Here is a 15727-nt window from a genome sequence, read left to right on the forward strand (position 1 = left end):
TGACTTCTAATGTGTTTGAGCTCGCTGCCACAATCCTTGTTTAAAATGACGCTAAAAAACCTCTGGATGTATTGATGTCATGGCCTGAATCAATCAAGCCAAGACACTTAAAACTTAACGATCATCTTCACGGATAGAAGATGGGTGGCGATTTAACGCCATTACTTCGATATTCATATATGGATAAAGCGGAAGACCTTGTAAAATTGAATGAAGCTCTTCATTGCTTTCCACATCAAAAATACTGATGTTTGAATACTGACCTGTGATTCGCCAGATATGACGCCACTTGCCTTGTTGCTGTAACTCTTGCGAATACGCCTTTTCAACAGCTTTAATCTCATTCGCTTTTTCAACTGGCATATCCAGTGGGATGTTCACATCCATTCGTACATGAAACAGCATGTCTCACTCCTGATGTATCACGTCGCTTATTTGCGGCGAAGGTTGTCAATCTTGTCTAAATCCAACTCAATACCTAAACCATTGCCTTGAGGCAGATGTAATTCGAAATCACGATATTGAAGCGGGGTCTTTAAAATTTCGTCAGTCAACAGCAATGGACCAAACAATTCAGTGCCATATGCCAAATTCTCAAAGGTCGAGAACAAATGTGCAGAAGCGATGGTGCCAACAGAACCTTCAAGCATCGTGCCACCATACAGATCTACACCAGCGAGGTTTGCAATGGTTGCTACATCACGACCTTCGAGTAGGCCACCAGACTGAGCAACTTTTACAGCAAACACAGAAGCAGCATTACGCTTCGCTAAACGATAAGCTGTACTTGGACCCATCAATGACTCATCCGCCATGATGGCAATATCAAAACGACGAGTTAAACGCTCCATGGCATCAATATTGTCAATCGCACATGGCTGTTCAATTAGATCCACACCACCATCTTGCAGAAGCTGAATACCTTTGATCGCTTCTAACTCAGACCAAGCACGGTTCACATCGACACGGATAGAAATATCAGCACCTAACGCTTTTTTGATGGTGAGAACATGCTCAACATCTGCTTCTACAGCACGAGAACCAATTTTTAATTTAAAGAAGTTATGACGCTTAGCTTCGATCATCTTTTTCGCTTCAGCGATATCTTTATCCGTATCACCAGAAGCCAACACCCAAAGTACAGGGACGCTGTCACGCAGACGGCCACCTAACACTTCAGACAGAGGCAAGCCTAAACGTTGAGCTTGAATATCGAGTAAAGCAGTTTGAATGGCACATTTTGCAAAACGGTTGCCATTAATATTCTTCTTCAACACTTGCATAATTTGAGCAACGTTGAGATCAGTAAAAGTTTTGAGTAGTGGAGCAAAATAAGTATCGATATTGGTTTTGATACTTTCAGGGCTTTCTTCACCATAGCCTAAGCCACCGATGGTGGTTGCTTCGCCCCAACCAATGAAACCATCCGAAGTTTCGATTTTAATGAGGACTAAGGTTTGAGTTTGCATCGTTGCGACCGCCATCTTGTGTGGGCGGATCGTCGGGATTTCAACGAGCAAGGTTTCAATATTTTTGTACATGCAGCAATATATTCCATTAATATATGCTAAATACCTTATTTGAAATAAAGTATTGAAAATAGAGGTTAAGTAGTATATTAAAATACTAAAAAAGTATGGATTAAGGAAATTTCAATGGAATTAAGAACATTAAAGTATTTTGCTACTGTGGTCGAAGAAAAAAGTATTACAAAAGCTGCTGAGAAGTTATGTATCGCACAACCACCACTTACACGACAAATCAAAAACTTAGAGTCAGAGTTAGGTGTCGTATTATTTGAAAGAGGCATGAGACCGATCAAAACAACTGAAGTTGGAGAGTTTTTTTACCAATATGCTGTACAGATACTGACCTTAACAGCACATGCTAAATCGATGGTAAATCGATATAAAGTGACAGATACTACGGTACGAATTGGATATGTTGGTTCGCTTTTTTATTGGAAATTACCTGAGATTATTGATTATTTAAGAAAGCATATTGCAAATATAAAAGTTGAATTGGTGGAATGCGGAACCAGGGATCAGGTAGAAGCTTTGAAATTGGGGAAAATTGATATTGGGTTTGGTCGATTAGGAATTAGTGATCCTTCAATAAAAAGAATAGTGATCGAAAGAGAGCAACTTTTTTTAGCAGTGCACAAAGATCATACGTTAGTGACCCAAAATGTTAAGGAAGTACATTTATCACAATTGGTCAACGAACATATTTATATATATCCAAATACTCCTAAACCAAACTTCTCAACTTTTGTTCAAGGAATATTCTCTGAACTTGACTTAATTCCCCAAAATCTGATCGAGACGAGAGAAATCCATATGGCATTGGGGATGGTGTCATCTGGTGAGGGGGGGTGTATTATTCCAAAGAGTGCATGCTCTATAGGTATGAAAAATTTGAAGTTTATACCTATTCTAGATAATGAGGCTGAAAGTCCAATTACAGTTGCCTATAGAAGTATCGATAATAATGAATACATAAAACAAATATTAGATTATCTAGACGAATTGAAGAGCATGAACTAATTTTTTTAGATTAGATTAATATAAAATATCTATTTATATGTAATATTTAATGGAAAAATAAATAGAATAATAGTGTTAAAAATGATATTTATTTTATAAATCAGCATAAATTGGCATGGATTTGTCATAGGGATAGCGCTGATCTATAAAATATTTAGGATGATTTCGATGGAAAAAATTTCCGAGTTAAAGAGCAATGATGCAAAAAAGAAGGATATTTATGCTTGGTATGTTGTAATACTTTGCATGGTTGCATATATATTTTCTTTTATCGATCGTCAAATTTTGGCTTTGATGATTGAACCGATAAAAGCAGATTTGAATTTAACAGACACGCAATTTAGTCTACTCCATGGACTAGCTTTTTCTTTATTTTATGCATTCATGGGTCTGCCGCTGGCTTATATCGCAGATCGATTCTCAAGACCAAAATTAATTGCTGCCGGGATTGTATTTTGGAGCATTGCAACAGCTTTATGTGGTTTAAGTAAGAACTTTATCCAGTTGTTTTTGAGCAGAATGGGAGTAGGAATTGGTGAAGCTGCTTTGTCACCTGCAGCCTATTCAATGTTTAGTGATATGTTTGCAAAAGATAAATTGGGTCGAGCTGTCGCTATTTATTCGATTGGTTCTTTTGTTGGTGGAGGAATCGCATTCTTAGTAGGTGGTTTTGTCATTGGATTACTCAAGGACATGTCTCTTATCGCTGTACCCTTATTGGGAATGTTAAAGGCATGGCAAGTAGCGTTTATTTTAGTGGGTTTACCAGGAGTCATTATTGGCATATTGGTACTTTTAACTGTTAAAGATCCTAAGCGTAAAGGGCAAATGGTCGATGCGCAGGGGAACGTAGTAAAAGTGAAGCTTAGTGATACTTTTAAATTCCTGAAAAAGCATAAAAAAACATTTACATGTCATTATTTGGGATTTACTTTTTATGCCATGGCATTGTTTTGCTTAATTAGCTGGACACCTGCATTTTACATACGACATTACAATATGACAGCTACTGAAGTGGGCTATATGTTGGGTGCCGTGTTACTGATTTCAAATACTTTAGGTGTATTTGCGGCTGGTTGGATGAATGATTATTTTATTCAAAAAGGCAGAAAAGATTCGCCTATGTTTGTGGGTGTGATTGGAATCGTAGGTCTAATTATTCCAATGATTTTGTTTTCACAAGTTAATGAATTATGGCTATCAGTTACATTGTTGGTTGTTGCAATGTTTTTCGCTTCTTTCCCAATGCCGATCTCAACAACAGCAATGCAAATGCTTTCGCCAAATCAATTACGTGCCCAAATCTCATCTATCTTTTTACTCATCAGTAATTTGATTGCTTTAGGTATTGGTACCACATTAGTGGCTTTAATTACGGATCGTATTTTTGAAAATCCTTTAATGGTCGGTTCATCGATATCTATCGTTGGTGCAATATCATGCGTATTGTGCTTTGTCTTATTGAAAGTGGGTTGTAAAGCCTTCGAAAATAGTTTGCAAGTTGAGTCTAAATAAATCATGTCTGAATAAAATAATGAGGGTACACCTATCATGTATTTATCGAATCTGAAACTTTTAAAGAAATTCAACTTATTGTCTTCAAAAGATTATTTTCAGATTAAAGATGTGATAGGACAATACTTGTGCCCTCATCAATTTGAAGTATTGAATGATGAATCTTTAGAAGTAAAATTAAGTGGGTTTTCATTTGGTCAAGTTGCACTATTTGAATTAAGTTACAATGCTCCAGTTCAAATTAGTTTTGGTGCTGAGTGTCAAAGTTATCTGTTTAGATTTAATTTGGAAGGGGAATGTAAAGTCAAATATGATCATTCAACTTATCAACAACGTCCTGGATTACTTACAATTTCTCATCCTCATTTTGAAAATAGAATTGAACTCCAAGCCAAATGTAGAAATATCATATTAAAAATTGATCATGAGTTGATCAACACTGTTTTATATCGCTTGTTGGGATATATCCCTCAAAAAAATCTTATTTTCGATAGTGGCATTTCCTATACATCTGAAGAAAGAATTTCAATTTTAGAAACACTGAACTACTTATGCTTTGCATATTCAAATATTGAAAACTGGTGGCAAATTTCTGATAGCTTTAGTTCATATTTGACTGAGTTATTATTGATCAAAATTCCACATAATTTCAGTGAAAGAATCGCAGATAAAAAAAATCAACTCATCCCAAGTTATATCAAAAATGCAGCTCATTTGATTGAGCAACATTATATGGAAGCAATCTCGATTGAGGAAGTTGCGAGGCTTGTAAAAGTCTCGGTAAGAACGCTTCAAAAGGGATTTAATTCCTATTTGAACCAAACGCCTCTCAGTTTCATGACATCAATCAAATTGGACCGAGTTCATCAAGAACTTAAACACACTCAGGTTGATCAGCCTATAATTGATATCTTTAATGCTCATGGTGTAAGAAGCTTTGGACACTTTACTCGACTTTATAAAAAACGTTATGGATGCACGCCTTCAGAAACCGTGAAACAAAACAAATTAATAGAAATAAATTCGTAATTCGAATAGCAGTACCGCTTTTTGACGCGAGCAAAAGGAAGAATCTTTCCTACTATCACAATACACAATAAATATGTAAGGGAAAAAAATGAAAATCACAGTTCTCGGCGGTGGACATGGATGTTATGCATCAGCAGTGGAAATGGCGGAAAAAAATCACGAAGTTAAATTATGGCGAAGAGATCGAGATTCACTAAAAGAATTAGCGAAATATGGTGAGCTTACTGTAAAAGACTTTCGTGGCACTAGAACAGTATCTGTTGGGGATGAACATCAAAAAATCCAACTTGAAACTGATTTATTCAAAGCTATTGAAAACGCTGAATTGATTATTATTCCTTTACCCGCAACAAGCCATGAAGATTTATCGATTGAAATAGCACCATACTTAACATCTGGTCAAGTCGTATTTTTACCCCCAGGTACTTTTGGTACATATCTATTTGCTCAAGCAATGCTTAAAGTTGGGAATAAGTCTGACGTGGCTTTTGCAGAAACGGGTACGTTGCCATATTTAGTAAGAAAACATAGTCTGAATTCTATCGTGATTAGTGTATATGCGACGAGATTGCCTACTGGGGTCTATCCAGCAAAATTAAAAGATCATGCTATTAGAGTATTAAGGCAAGCTTATGACAGCATCGAGCCTATAGAGGATGCTTTGAGTGGAGCTTTAATGAATGCAGGACCCATTATTCATCCTCCATTAATTATGCTCAATGCTGCACCTTTAGAACATTTTGATGTATGGGATATTCATAATGAAGGTACTCAACCTTCAGTGAGGAGAGTAACCAGCTTATTGGATCAAGAGCGAATGAATATTCGTGAAGCATTGGGATACTCGAAACAGCATTTCCCACTCGCAGATCACTACAATAAAGAGGGTGAAGGAGATGAGTGGATGTATGGTAGGGGGGCACATGGTAAGTTGACTGACAGTGGCGATTGGCGCGAGAAAATAGATTTACATTCACATCGGTATATGCTCGAAGACACGCGATTAGGCCTGTCATTTATTGTATCGGTTGGTAAGTATGTTGGAGTCAAAACGCCGATTGCTGAAGGGCTTCTGAATATCGCATCATCAATTACTGGTAGGGATTTGTATAGTGAAGGTCGCACTCTTGAAAATTTAGGGTTATTTAATTTAACGCAGCAACAATTAAAAGACCTGTTGAACTCCGGAGAACAATCTGCATGATTAAAAATATTATTATTGTAGGTGCAGGCAGAATGGGTAATGCGATTGCGATCGCATTCGCATATGCAGGAATTGAGATTGCACTTGTAGACGTAAAAGATCGAAACCCAGCAGAAAAAAATGAATTTCTGCAAAAATGGAATGACAGCCTCGACCAAGAGTTGCATCTCTTAGAACATATCGGGATGTTAGTGAATGATCAATGTAAAGTATTAAAAGAAAGAATTCATTTCTATTTCAAAGATAATCAAACTATTGATTGGAAAAATTGTGAATTAATTATTGAAGGTGTACCTGAAATAATGACTCATAAACAACATTGTTTTCGGTGGTTAGAACCCTTAATTTCTAAAAACTGTATTGTAGCATCAACGACTTCGACCTTTTTGGTCACTGATATAGCAAAATTAATTTCTCATCCAGAACGTATTGTTAATGCGCATTGGCTTAATCCTGGGTATTTAATGCCTTTAGTTGAGCTAAGCCGATCGGAGCATACTGCTGATATAGCAGTAGAAAAACTAAAAACATTACTTGAGGCAATTGGTAAAGTCCCTGTGATTTGTAATGCAGTTGCTGGATACATTGTTCCAAGAATTCAAGCATTGGCAATGAATGAAGCAGCGAGAATGGTTGAAGAAAACGTAGCAAGTGCTGAGGATATTGATAAAGCGATTCGTACAGGTTTTGGTTTGCGTTTTTCAGTGTTAGGAATGTTAGAGTTTATCGATTGGGGTGGAGGAGATATTCTGTATCATGCTTCAGAGTATTTGAGAGAAGAACTTGGTGAGCGTTACAAAGCCCCTGATATTATCAAAAAAAATATGAGGGAAAATAGAAATGGCATTAGAGAACTATCAGGTTTTTACAAATATGAAAGCATGGATATTTATCAATATAAACTAAATGTCATATCAAAATTCGCTGAAAATTTGCGATTTAATCAGCTTATTCCACAATATGAAATTATGAAATAAGCGTTAGTAGGTAAAAAGATTTTAGTCTTTTTACCTATTTGGCATTAAATTGAATATTTTCTTTAATTGTAAATTTAGTGACTCAAGTTCTTGTTCATCAAAAGAATTTAATATACCAGCTAAAGTAACACGATTGATCTGATTAATTTCATCCACAAGACCATATCCTTTTTCAGTGAGCTTCACCATAGAAATCCTTTCATCATGAGGGGATGAGAAAACTTCAACTATACCTTCTTCGACTAATCTATAGATTGCCTTAGTTGCAGTTGTTAATTTGATTGTTGCTAAATTTGCTATTTCAGTGATATTGGCTTCACCGAGAGCATTTGTACTCAAAATGATTTTTCTTTTTGTATTATCGAGACCTATTTTTTTTAAAGATTTATCAATCAATTGGGAATACTTACCATTAACTTGAGATATCCAAAAAAATGGGAAATTTTCCAAACTTTTGGGATCGTTATTTGGCAAATAATTTTCAAAATTTTTTAACATGAGCAGCAATTAAACTTAAAAAAATATAATTGATTATACAAGAAAAAAGACAAAGATTATTTTATTTCAAAATAACTTGACAAATACATTAATTTTTCAGATATTGATGTTGAGTATAAAAATACATGGAAAAGTGAATTGAATATTATATCTAGAAGTCTCTCTTTAGGAGATGGAAAAATTAGAGTCGTGGTTAAAGACTCAATTGATATACAAAATGAAGTGACGACACTTGGAACTCAGGCGCGCGTTGAAGCATGCCCTGCAAACTCACACGCTGAAATTATAAAAAATATACTCAGCAGTGATTGCAAAATTATTGGAAAAACTCATCTTCATGAACTTGCATTCGGTATAACTGGAGTAAACAAAAACTTCGGAACACCTTTAAATGTTAAATATCCGCAACTTATTCCTGGAGGCTCTTCCAGTGGTTCGGCTGCAGCTATTGCGGCAGATATAGCGGACTTCAGTATTGGTACGGATACTGGTGGCTCAATTCGTATGCCAGCCGCTTGCTGTGGAGTGTATGGATTAAAACCTTCATTTGGTCGTGTAAGTCGTGATGGTGTTTGGCCAAAAGATACCACTTTAGACTGCGTCGGACCATTCGCATCAGATATCAACAATCTGATTCTTGCTATGCGGATCATTGATCCTACATTTAACGAAATCCAAATCGATCTACAGCAGATTCAATTAGGAATATTACGTGTCGAAGCGGAATCTGAAATTTGGCGTGTCTTAGATGCTGAGTTAACAAAAATTGATTTACCTCAAAAAAATCTATTCATAGACAATATTGATGAGGCATATCAAGCAGGTATGTCGATCATTAATTACGAAACTTGGGGTGCATATCATGATCTTACTCAAACTGGACTTCTAGCCAATGATGTTCAGCAGCGTTTATTAAAAGCATCTGAAACCACTCAAAAAGATGTAGAAAATGCTGAATTAATAAGAACTCAATTCACAGAGCAGATCAATGATTTACTCAACAATGTTGATGTTTTGATACTGCCGACACTACCTCAATTTCCACCTAAATTAGACGAAGCTGAAAATACTGTTGCTTTCCTCAATTTAACTAAGCTCGTGCGACCATTCAATCTATCGGGCCATCCAGCGCTCACGATTCCATATGAAACATCAAATGGCTTACCTGTCGGTATGCAATTAATTGCTAAGCATGGTGAAGATGAAAAATTGTGTGCTATTGCACAACACATTGTCGATATTACGAAGCATTCACAAGGAGGTGGCAAATGAGCAATTTAGCCAAAGATCAAACTGAGAGCTTGATTGATCTTGAAGAATTATGTCAAGAGATTAGACAGCGAGCGTGTTCAGGTGAATTCGACGAACAAGCATACGTGAGTCAAGACATTATTCAAAAACTGAAATCAATTGGGGTATATCGTGCTTTAGTTCCTAAACGTTTCGGTGGTGATGAGGTTTCACCGCGTACGTTTTGTGAACTTATTGAAAGGCTTTCTAAAGCAGATGGATCAGTAGGTTGGGTTGCAAGTTTTGGTATGAGCCCAGCTTATCTTGGGAGTTTACCTGAAGAGACACTTTCTGAACTTTATAAAAATGGCCCAGATATCGTTTTTGCTGGTGGAATTTTTCCACCGCAAGCTGCTCAAGTGACCGATGAGGGTTTAGTTGTAAAAGGCCGTTGGAAATTCTCAAGTGGTTGTAAAGGTGCAGATATCGTTGGTGTAGGCATTGCCCCGATCAAAGATAATGAATCTCATGGCTTACCACGTATGGCTGTTTTACCAGCGCATAAAGCTAAAATTGAAATGACGTGGGATACAGTAGGTTTAAAAGGCACAGGTAGTCACGATCTCATTGTCGATAATGTACTTGTACCTGAGCATTGGACTTTTGTTCGGGGTGAGCCATCTAAACTCAGCGAACCATTTTTCAAATATCCATCCCTCTCTTTGGCGACTCAAGTCCTTACCGTAGTCGGAATTGGCGTAGCCTCGGCGTCATTGGAAGAATTTAGAAAATTAGCTCCAGGTAAGTCGTCGATTACTGGAGGTGCAGAAATTGCTAATCGACCTATCACTCAGTACGAATTTGCGAAAGCTGAAGCTGAGTTCCTAGCTGCAAGAACATGGTTCTACAACACCATGGATATTGTATGGGAAGAAGTACTCAACGGACGAAAACCTGCGCCACATTTAATTAGTGATATGCGTCTATCTTGTACACATGCGGCAAGAGTCTGTGCAAAGGTCACCCGCAAAATGCAAATGTTAGCTGGCATGACTGCCATTTATACCAACCATCCATTTAGTCGCTTTGTGAATGACACGAATGTCGTTACACAGCATGCATTTATGGGTGATGCAACTTTACAAAATGCTGGTGCGATGAGCTTTGGGCTTAATCCGACACCTGGATATTTATAAATGACCGAAAAGAAGGAAATCGAAATGGAAGCTAAAAAATCATTACGCGTATTGTTCTGTATGGGTATTAACCAAAACTTCTTTGATGCAGAGCCAGCAGAAGCAAAAGCAGTGTGGGCAGCATTTGGTGAAATGTGGAATGGTATCCATGATTTACCTGGCGTGCATGTATACGGCAACTTAGATGATGATCAAAGCATGGTAGGTGCAAGTACGGGTTGGCCTTGGACAACCTATTTATTGGCTGATGTACCTGATATTGAAACAGTTCATGCTGCATGTAACTTATTCCGTACGACTGTGGTCGGAGAAGGTCCATATAAACTTTGGAAGTATTGCAAAGTTGAAGCAAGAGTTGGTCGTGAATTAATTATTCAACGATAAGGATATCGATATGGTCGACTCTAATGAACTCAAAAGCATTCTTCAACGTCTTCAACAGTTGGAAGCGCAGAATCAAATTCGTAATTGCCTAAATCGCTATATGGAAATTTGTGATGAACTTAATCAAAACACAAATTTAGAAGCGCTGATGGATTTATTTGATCCTGAGTGTATTTGGGAGGGGGTAGGGAAAAAATACACCCAGTCATTTGGTCGACTTGAGTCTTGGCAGGCAGTATATGACATGTTTAAAACATACACGCTGAAGGACTCGCATTTTGTTATGAATGCACATTTTGTGAATTCTGAACAAATTTATATTGATGGTGATGTGGCTATTGGGCACTGGTTGATGTTGCAAACATCTACTTTCAAAACGGGTGCAAGCCACTTGAATGCAGCCAAACTGACAATCCGTTTTAAGCAACAAAATAATGGCATTTGGAAAATCAAACACTTCCAAACAGAAAATATTTTCAGTCGACCAGTAACGCATTGGACCAGTGATGATGAGTTACCAGTACCGCAATCAAATTTAGTCGGTTGAGTTGCATAAACAGTTATAAGGGAATACATGATGAATAGTGCAATACCAGTTCAAAATATTGAAATTGATTACAATGAATTAGTTCAAAGTGACCGAGTGCATACCTCTTTATATAAAGATGCACAAATCTTTGAAGATGAAATGGAAAAAATTTTCTACAGCACTTGGGTTTGGGTTGCTCATGCAAGTGAAATTCCAGATGCTGGTAGTTATAAAACGATTAATATTGGTAAACAACCTGTAGTTGCTGTACGAGATCGCAAGAAAAAAGTCCACGTTTTACTCAACCGCTGTCGCCATCGTGCTGCTACAGTTTGTGAGCATAAAAAAGGCAAAACAAATAGCTTTGTATGTCCATATCATGGTTGGAGTTACGCTTTGGATGGTACATTGCGTGGCGTTCCTTCACCTGAAAGTTATGGCGAATGTTTAGATAAATCTGAATTTCCACTGATCAGCTTACGTGTAGAAGAATATAACGGCATGATCTTTGCGACTTTCAAAGACGATATTGAGCCATTAGAAGACTTTTTAGGTGCTGCGAAAAAGTGGATTGATCTATTCATGAAGCAAGGCGCAGGTTATCCAGTCAAAGTATTAGGTGAACATCGTTTTACATTCCCAGGTAACTGGAAGATTCAGTTGGAAAATACAACTGACGCGTATCATTTCCCATTAGTTCATAAATCATTCTTAAGTTCTGTAGACGAAAAAACAGAAGAGCTTTTCAACTTTGAAAATCAACCAGGCTATGTTGAAGATCTAGGAAATGGTCACAGCGTGATGGTGATGATTCCAGAACTGGTAGATCTTGATGAAGAGTTGATGGAGCGACCAATCCAAGAGCGTTTTGAAGAACTTGCCCAAGCACTACGTGAAGAAGGTCATGAGGAACTTGAAGTTCGTCGAATTTGCCGTGCTGTCGGTGGTTCGGGCTTTAACTTAAATATTTTCCCTAACATTGCATGTTCTATGGCGTTCTTCCGTGTAATGCAACCATTAGCGGTAGATAAAACTGAAATTCACCACTCAGTGATTACGATGGATGGTGGACCACAAATTGCCAACCAATATCGCCTACGTCTACATGAACATTTCCAAGGTCCTTTCGGTTTTGGTACGCCAGATGATGCGGAAGCTTGGGAGCGTGTACAGCATGGTGCAAATGCGGGCAATGATCTTTGGATCATGTTGAACCGTGGTTTACCAGGAGAAGTCAAAACTGAAGATGGTCTGAAGAGTGACGTGAGTGCTGAAACAGGCATGCGTGGCGCTTACCAACAATGGAAAAAGTTGATGACGGCTTAAGGGGAAGAGCATGAAAATTAATTTAAATCTTTTGAACGAAGTTACAGCATTCATTTGGGCTGAAGCTGACATGTTAGATCATTCAGAGTATCAAGCATGGTTAAGTTTATGGAATGAAAATGGTAAGTACATCATTCCAATAGACCCATCATTGACAGATTACGAAAACCATTTGAACTATGCATATGACAATCACCACATGCGTCAATTACGTGTAGAGCGTTTAGAAAATGGTGAAGCAATCTCGACAGCTCCCAAGGCCAATACTGTTCGTAGCCTGTCACGTGTGCGAATTATTGAAGAAACTGATCACAAGATAATTTTACGCTGTGCACAAAATTTAAGAGAGTTCCGCAAAGAAAATTTACGTCATTACACTGCTGATGTGATTTATGAGCTAATACGTCAAGAGAATGGCGAACTCAAAATAGACCGTAAAATTATCAATCTAGTCAATTCGACAGATACCTTAGCTGGTATCAGTTACATTCTATAGGAGGTGACCATGTCACAAGTTGTTTTGGTTACTGGTGCTGCCTCTGGTTTAGGTAATGTGATTGCTGAATATTTTGCTGAACAAGGGCATCAAGTTATTTTAACTGCAAGTACCTTAGAAAAAGCGGAAAGTGCTAAAGCTGCGAGTCAGTATCCATCGCAAATGTATCCCTTAAAACTGGATATATCAGTAGAGCAGGACTTTAGAGAAGCAGTGAGTTGGATTGAAACTCATTTCAACAAGTTGGATGTTTTAATCAATAACGCCACAGTAACTAAAGCAACTCCTGTCCTTGAAATCACTGCGAGTGATTTTGATTGGGTGACACAAGTCAACCAACGAGGAACATTTCAGTCATGCCAAATTATTGGTCAATATATGGCATCTAAAGGATTTGGACGAATTATCAATATGGCTTCATTGGCTGGTCAGAATGGTGGTACTGCAACGGGAGCGCATTATGCAGCTTCAAAAGGGGCAATCGTAACTTTGACTAAAATTTTTGCAAAAGAATTTGCCGCTAAAGGTGTGACGGTAAATGCCGTAGCACCAGGACCAATGGAGTCTCCAATAGTACACAGCGTTGTTTCAGATGAAAAAATGGAAGCGTTTATCAATAACATTCCTGTTAAGGCTTTAGGCAGTATGAGTTTTATCGCTGAAACTTGTGCTTTGTTAGCATCCCCACAAGCAGCTTTTGTGACAGGAGCAACATGGGATATTAACGGAGGACTATTTATGCGCTAAGCATTGGCTTAGTCATAAAGGGGAAAACTATGAACGAAAAATACTCCGTAATAGTAAATAAAAGATCAGTAGAAGCGGAAAATGTTGTTGTATTAGATTTAATTTCAGCAACTGAGTCTCCATTACCTGAAATTGAAGCTGGATCACATATCGATCTATTCCTGCCTAATGGTTTAATCCGTCAGTATTCTCTATGTCAAGATCCTAGTTTAAAAGGTGTTTTTCGATTAGGGATCTTAAAAGACGAAGCATCAAGAGGGGGATCACTGTCGGCGTTTAATGACATCTCTGAAGGGATGCAACTACAAGTCAGCCATCCTAAAAATTTGTTCCCATTGTTAGATGCATCTCACAGCGTTTTAGTTGGTGGTGGTATTGGGATTACACCGTTAATTACCATGGCTTATGATTTATTGAATAAGAATAAGTCATTTGAATTGCATTATTGTGCAGCCTCTAAACAAACCGCTGCATTTGTAGATGAAATCAAGCAAGGTCCCTTAGCGAGTTATACAACTTTCCATTTTAAAGATGATGGTGCAAATCATCGTGAATTTTTTGATCACGCAATGAAAGATATTGCCAAAGATTCACATTTATATACCTGTGGTCCTAATGGATTTATGGATTGGATTATTAATCTTGCTGAGTCTAAGGGTTTTAGTTCCGATCAATTACATAAAGAATATTTTCAGGTAGATATTGATTTAGGTGGCGCTAGTTTTGAAGTTGTTGCACAACAAAGTGGTAAAACGATTCAAGTAGCTCCAGAGGAAACTATTCTGCAAGCTTTAGCGCGAGAAGGGATTAAAGTCGAGTTATCGTGCGAACAGGGCGTTTGTGGAACGTGTATGTGTGATGTGCTTGAAGGCGAACCCGATCATCGAGACGTCTACTTTACTGACGAAGAAAAAGAAAGTAATGAGCAGATTTTAGTGTGTTGTTCTCGATCAAAAACACCGAGATTAGTTTTAGATATTTAATAGTTGAATTGCCATCATGGAAGGTCATTTTGGGATTCAGGAGAAGGGAATGAATAGTTATCAAAAATCGGAAGAACAAGCTATTGATCCGATGAAATTCCGCAGAGCACTCGGTAATTTTGCAACTGGGGTTACTATTATTACAGCGCAAAATGCGCAAGGTGAAAAAGTGGGTGTAACTGCCAATAGTTTTAACTCAGTTTCATTAGACCCACCTTTAATCTTGTGGAGTATTGATAAAAAATCGACCAGTTTTGAAGTTTTTAAAAACTCTAGTCATTTTGCAGTCAATATTTTATCTGGATCACAAATCGAGGTATCGAATAAATTTGCTAAACGCAATATTGATAAATTCGAAGGAGCAAACTACCGTTTGGGTGTAGGTAATGCTCCAGTTCTGGAAAATTGCTCTGCTGTTTTTGAATGTGAATTATTTCAAATTGTAGAAGGCGGGGATCACTGGATTATTATTGGAAAGGTCGTTAATTTTCAAGATGAAGGTCGTAGTCCATTAGTATATCACCAGGGTGCGTACTCAGCAGTAACACCACACCCAATGTTAAGAATTAAAGATTCAAATCCGGTCCAAACTGATGATTTGGGTCAACTATATCAAGGTAACTTATATAATAATGTTGCCTATCTCATGAGTCGAGCATTCAAGTTTTATCAAAATGATTACATCCCAAAGCAATTAGTCACAGGTTTTAGAACGAGTGAAGCTCGAATGCTTTTAGTGCTAGGCAGTGGTGCAAGTTCATGCAAAGATGATTTACCACGTGATATAGCAATGCCTATGCGAGAAATAGAAAGAGCAGCGGAAATCCTTAAGAAGGATGAGCTACTAGTCGAAACAGAAGAATTCTACCAATTAACGGATAAAGGTAAAAAAACCGCACATTATTTATTTGATATAGCTGATGAGCATCAAAATGAAGTATTTGCAAAATACAGCGACCAAGAAAAGAATACCTTTATCACCATTCTAAAAGATATTGCGGGTATTCATTAAATCAAATTGGGCTAAATGTTAGATCATTTGGCCTTTTTTCAATCTATGAAGATTT

17 protein-coding genes are annotated in these 15727 nt (G+C 37.5%); 14 read left to right on the forward strand and 3 right to left on the reverse strand.

The window, feature by feature from the left end; all coding sequences use genetic code 11:
- Window positions 1–114 precede the first annotated feature (114 nt).
- Entirely contained in the window at window positions 115–405 is a 291-nt protein-coding gene (catC, locus tag AC1M85_RS05925; RefSeq protein WP_092766278.1) for a muconolactone Delta-isomerase, read from the reverse strand.
- Window positions 406–431: 26 nt separating this feature from the next.
- The gene (locus AC1M85_RS05930; protein ID WP_092767668.1) at window positions 432–1541 is read right to left on the reverse strand and encodes a muconate/chloromuconate family cycloisomerase; all 1110 of its coding nucleotides are present in this window, start codon (window positions 1539–1541) and stop codon (window positions 432–434) included.
- A 114-nt stretch (window positions 1542–1655) separates the two neighbouring features.
- On the opposite strand from AC1M85_RS05930, the gene AC1M85_RS05935 reads away from it, so the two are divergent.
- From AC1M85_RS05935 to AC1M85_RS05955, 5 genes are all read left to right on the forward strand, one after another.
- Complete coding sequence (locus AC1M85_RS05935; protein ID WP_035266330.1) at window positions 1656–2546, forward strand: LysR family transcriptional regulator; 891 nt, start codon at window positions 1656–1658, stop codon at window positions 2544–2546.
- A gap of 168 nt (window positions 2547–2714) precedes the next feature.
- On the forward strand, window positions 2715–4061 hold the full coding sequence (locus AC1M85_RS05940; RefSeq protein ID WP_488213745.1) for a spinster family MFS transporter: 1347 nt from the start codon (window positions 2715–2717) through the stop codon (window positions 4059–4061).
- A 36-nt stretch (window positions 4062–4097) separates the two neighbouring features.
- Window positions 4098–5090 carry a helix-turn-helix transcriptional regulator gene (locus AC1M85_RS05945; protein ID WP_488213746.1) on the forward strand — a complete coding sequence of 331 codons (993 nt, stop codon included), beginning with the start codon at window positions 4098–4100 and terminating at the stop codon, window positions 5088–5090.
- A gap of 88 nt (window positions 5091–5178) precedes the next feature.
- A complete protein-coding gene (locus AC1M85_RS05950; protein ID WP_488213747.1) occupies window positions 5179–6294 on the forward strand; it encodes an NAD/NADP octopine/nopaline dehydrogenase family protein in 1116 nt (371 codons plus the stop codon).
- On the forward strand, window positions 6285–7271 hold the full coding sequence (locus tag AC1M85_RS05955; protein WP_481593705.1) for a 3-hydroxybutyryl-CoA dehydrogenase: 987 nt from the start codon (window positions 6285–6287) through the stop codon (window positions 7269–7271). The genes AC1M85_RS05950 and AC1M85_RS05955 overlap by 10 nt, the downstream gene beginning before the upstream one ends.
- Window positions 7272–7301: 30 nt before the next feature.
- Here the strand turns inward: AC1M85_RS05955 and AC1M85_RS05960 are convergent, their stop codons facing one another.
- Window positions 7302–7769, reverse strand: coding sequence for a MarR family winged helix-turn-helix transcriptional regulator (locus AC1M85_RS05960; RefSeq protein WP_092767678.1), 468 nt, complete (start codon window positions 7767–7769; stop codon window positions 7302–7304).
- 138 nt (window positions 7770–7907) lie between these two features.
- On the opposite strand from AC1M85_RS05960, the gene AC1M85_RS05965 reads away from it, so the two are divergent.
- The 9 genes from AC1M85_RS05965 to AC1M85_RS06005 are packed head-to-tail and all read left to right on the forward strand — an operon-like array spanning window position 7908 to window position 15672.
- A complete protein-coding gene (locus tag AC1M85_RS05965) occupies window positions 7908–9041 on the forward strand; it encodes an amidase (protein WP_488213748.1) in 1134 nt (377 codons plus the stop codon).
- Window positions 9038–10195 (forward strand): acyl-CoA dehydrogenase family protein, encoded by a 1158-nt coding sequence (locus AC1M85_RS05970; protein ID WP_481587685.1) that lies wholly within the window; start codon window positions 9038–9040, stop codon window positions 10193–10195. Before AC1M85_RS05965 ends, AC1M85_RS05970 begins: the two co-directional genes overlap by 4 nt.
- A gap of 24 nt (window positions 10196–10219) precedes the next feature.
- Window positions 10220–10579, forward strand: a complete 360-nt coding sequence (locus AC1M85_RS05975) for a hypothetical protein (protein ID WP_035266405.1) — start codon at window positions 10220–10222, stop codon at window positions 10577–10579.
- Window positions 10580–10589: 10 nt separating this feature from the next.
- Window positions 10590–11126 carry a nuclear transport factor 2 family protein gene (locus AC1M85_RS05980; protein ID WP_488213749.1) on the forward strand — a complete coding sequence of 179 codons (537 nt, stop codon included), beginning with the start codon at window positions 10590–10592 and terminating at the stop codon, window positions 11124–11126.
- 30 nt (window positions 11127–11156) lie between these two features.
- Window positions 11157–12434 carry an aromatic ring-hydroxylating oxygenase subunit alpha gene (locus AC1M85_RS05985; protein ID WP_035266339.1) on the forward strand — a complete coding sequence of 426 codons (1278 nt, stop codon included), beginning with the start codon at window positions 11157–11159 and terminating at the stop codon, window positions 12432–12434.
- A 10-nt stretch (window positions 12435–12444) separates the two neighbouring features.
- Window positions 12445–12930 carry an aromatic-ring-hydroxylating dioxygenase subunit beta gene (locus AC1M85_RS05990; protein ID WP_481590755.1) on the forward strand — a complete coding sequence of 162 codons (486 nt, stop codon included), beginning with the start codon at window positions 12445–12447 and terminating at the stop codon, window positions 12928–12930.
- A 9-nt stretch (window positions 12931–12939) separates the two neighbouring features.
- Window positions 12940–13677: an SDR family NAD(P)-dependent oxidoreductase gene (locus tag AC1M85_RS05995; protein ID WP_092767689.1), complete on the forward strand. Its 738-nt coding sequence runs from the start codon at window positions 12940–12942 to the stop codon at window positions 13675–13677.
- Window positions 13678–13706: 29 nt separating this feature from the next.
- Window positions 13707–14660, forward strand: coding sequence for a PDR/VanB family oxidoreductase (locus tag AC1M85_RS06000; RefSeq protein ID WP_481592082.1), 954 nt, complete (start codon window positions 13707–13709; stop codon window positions 14658–14660).
- Between the two features lie 49 nt (window positions 14661–14709).
- Window positions 14710–15672 (forward strand): p-hydroxyphenylacetate 3-hydroxylase reductase component, encoded by a 963-nt coding sequence (locus AC1M85_RS06005; RefSeq protein WP_180028234.1) that lies wholly within the window; start codon window positions 14710–14712, stop codon window positions 15670–15672.
- Window positions 15673–15727 lie beyond the last annotated feature (55 nt).

The sequence above is a fragment of the Acinetobacter sp. 24-47-64 genome (genome assembly GCF_057737055.1).

What these genes read in the sequence shown, in the direction of transcription:
- AC1M85_RS05960 (WP_092767678.1), bottom strand. Translation starts at nt 7,769, where the DNA reads ATGTTAAAAAATTTTGAAAATTATTTGCCAAATAACGATCCCAAAAGT.
- AC1M85_RS05945 (WP_488213746.1), top strand. Translation starts at nt 4,098, where the DNA reads ATGTATTTATCGAATCTGAAACTTTTAAAGAAATTCAACTTATTGTCT.
- AC1M85_RS05950 (WP_488213747.1), top strand. Translation starts at nt 5,179, where the DNA reads ATGAAAATCACAGTTCTCGGCGGTGGACATGGATGTTATGCATCAGCA.
- AC1M85_RS05940 (WP_488213745.1), top strand. Translation starts at nt 2,715, where the DNA reads ATGGAAAAAATTTCCGAGTTAAAGAGCAATGATGCAAAAAAGAAGGAT.
- AC1M85_RS06000 (WP_481592082.1), top strand. Translation starts at nt 13,707, where the DNA reads ATGAACGAAAAATACTCCGTAATAGTAAATAAAAGATCAGTAGAAGCG.
- AC1M85_RS05980 (WP_488213749.1), top strand. Translation starts at nt 10,590, where the DNA reads ATGGTCGACTCTAATGAACTCAAAAGCATTCTTCAACGTCTTCAACAG.
- AC1M85_RS05970 (WP_481587685.1), top strand. Translation starts at nt 9,038, where the DNA reads ATGAGCAATTTAGCCAAAGATCAAACTGAGAGCTTGATTGATCTTGAA.
- catC (WP_092766278.1), bottom strand. Translation starts at nt 405, where the DNA reads ATGCTGTTTCATGTACGAATGGATGTGAACATCCCACTGGATATGCCA.
- AC1M85_RS05930 (WP_092767668.1), bottom strand. Translation starts at nt 1,541, where the DNA reads ATGTACAAAAATATTGAAACCTTGCTCGTTGAAATCCCGACGATCCGC.
- AC1M85_RS05985 (WP_035266339.1), top strand. Translation starts at nt 11,157, where the DNA reads ATGAATAGTGCAATACCAGTTCAAAATATTGAAATTGATTACAATGAA.
- AC1M85_RS06005 (WP_180028234.1), top strand. Translation starts at nt 14,710, where the DNA reads ATGAATAGTTATCAAAAATCGGAAGAACAAGCTATTGATCCGATGAAA.
- AC1M85_RS05935 (WP_035266330.1), top strand. Translation starts at nt 1,656, where the DNA reads ATGGAATTAAGAACATTAAAGTATTTTGCTACTGTGGTCGAAGAAAAA.
- AC1M85_RS05995 (WP_092767689.1), top strand. Translation starts at nt 12,940, where the DNA reads ATGTCACAAGTTGTTTTGGTTACTGGTGCTGCCTCTGGTTTAGGTAAT.
- AC1M85_RS05990 (WP_481590755.1), top strand. Translation starts at nt 12,445, where the DNA reads ATGAAAATTAATTTAAATCTTTTGAACGAAGTTACAGCATTCATTTGG.
- AC1M85_RS05975 (WP_035266405.1), top strand. Translation starts at nt 10,220, where the DNA reads ATGGAAGCTAAAAAATCATTACGCGTATTGTTCTGTATGGGTATTAAC.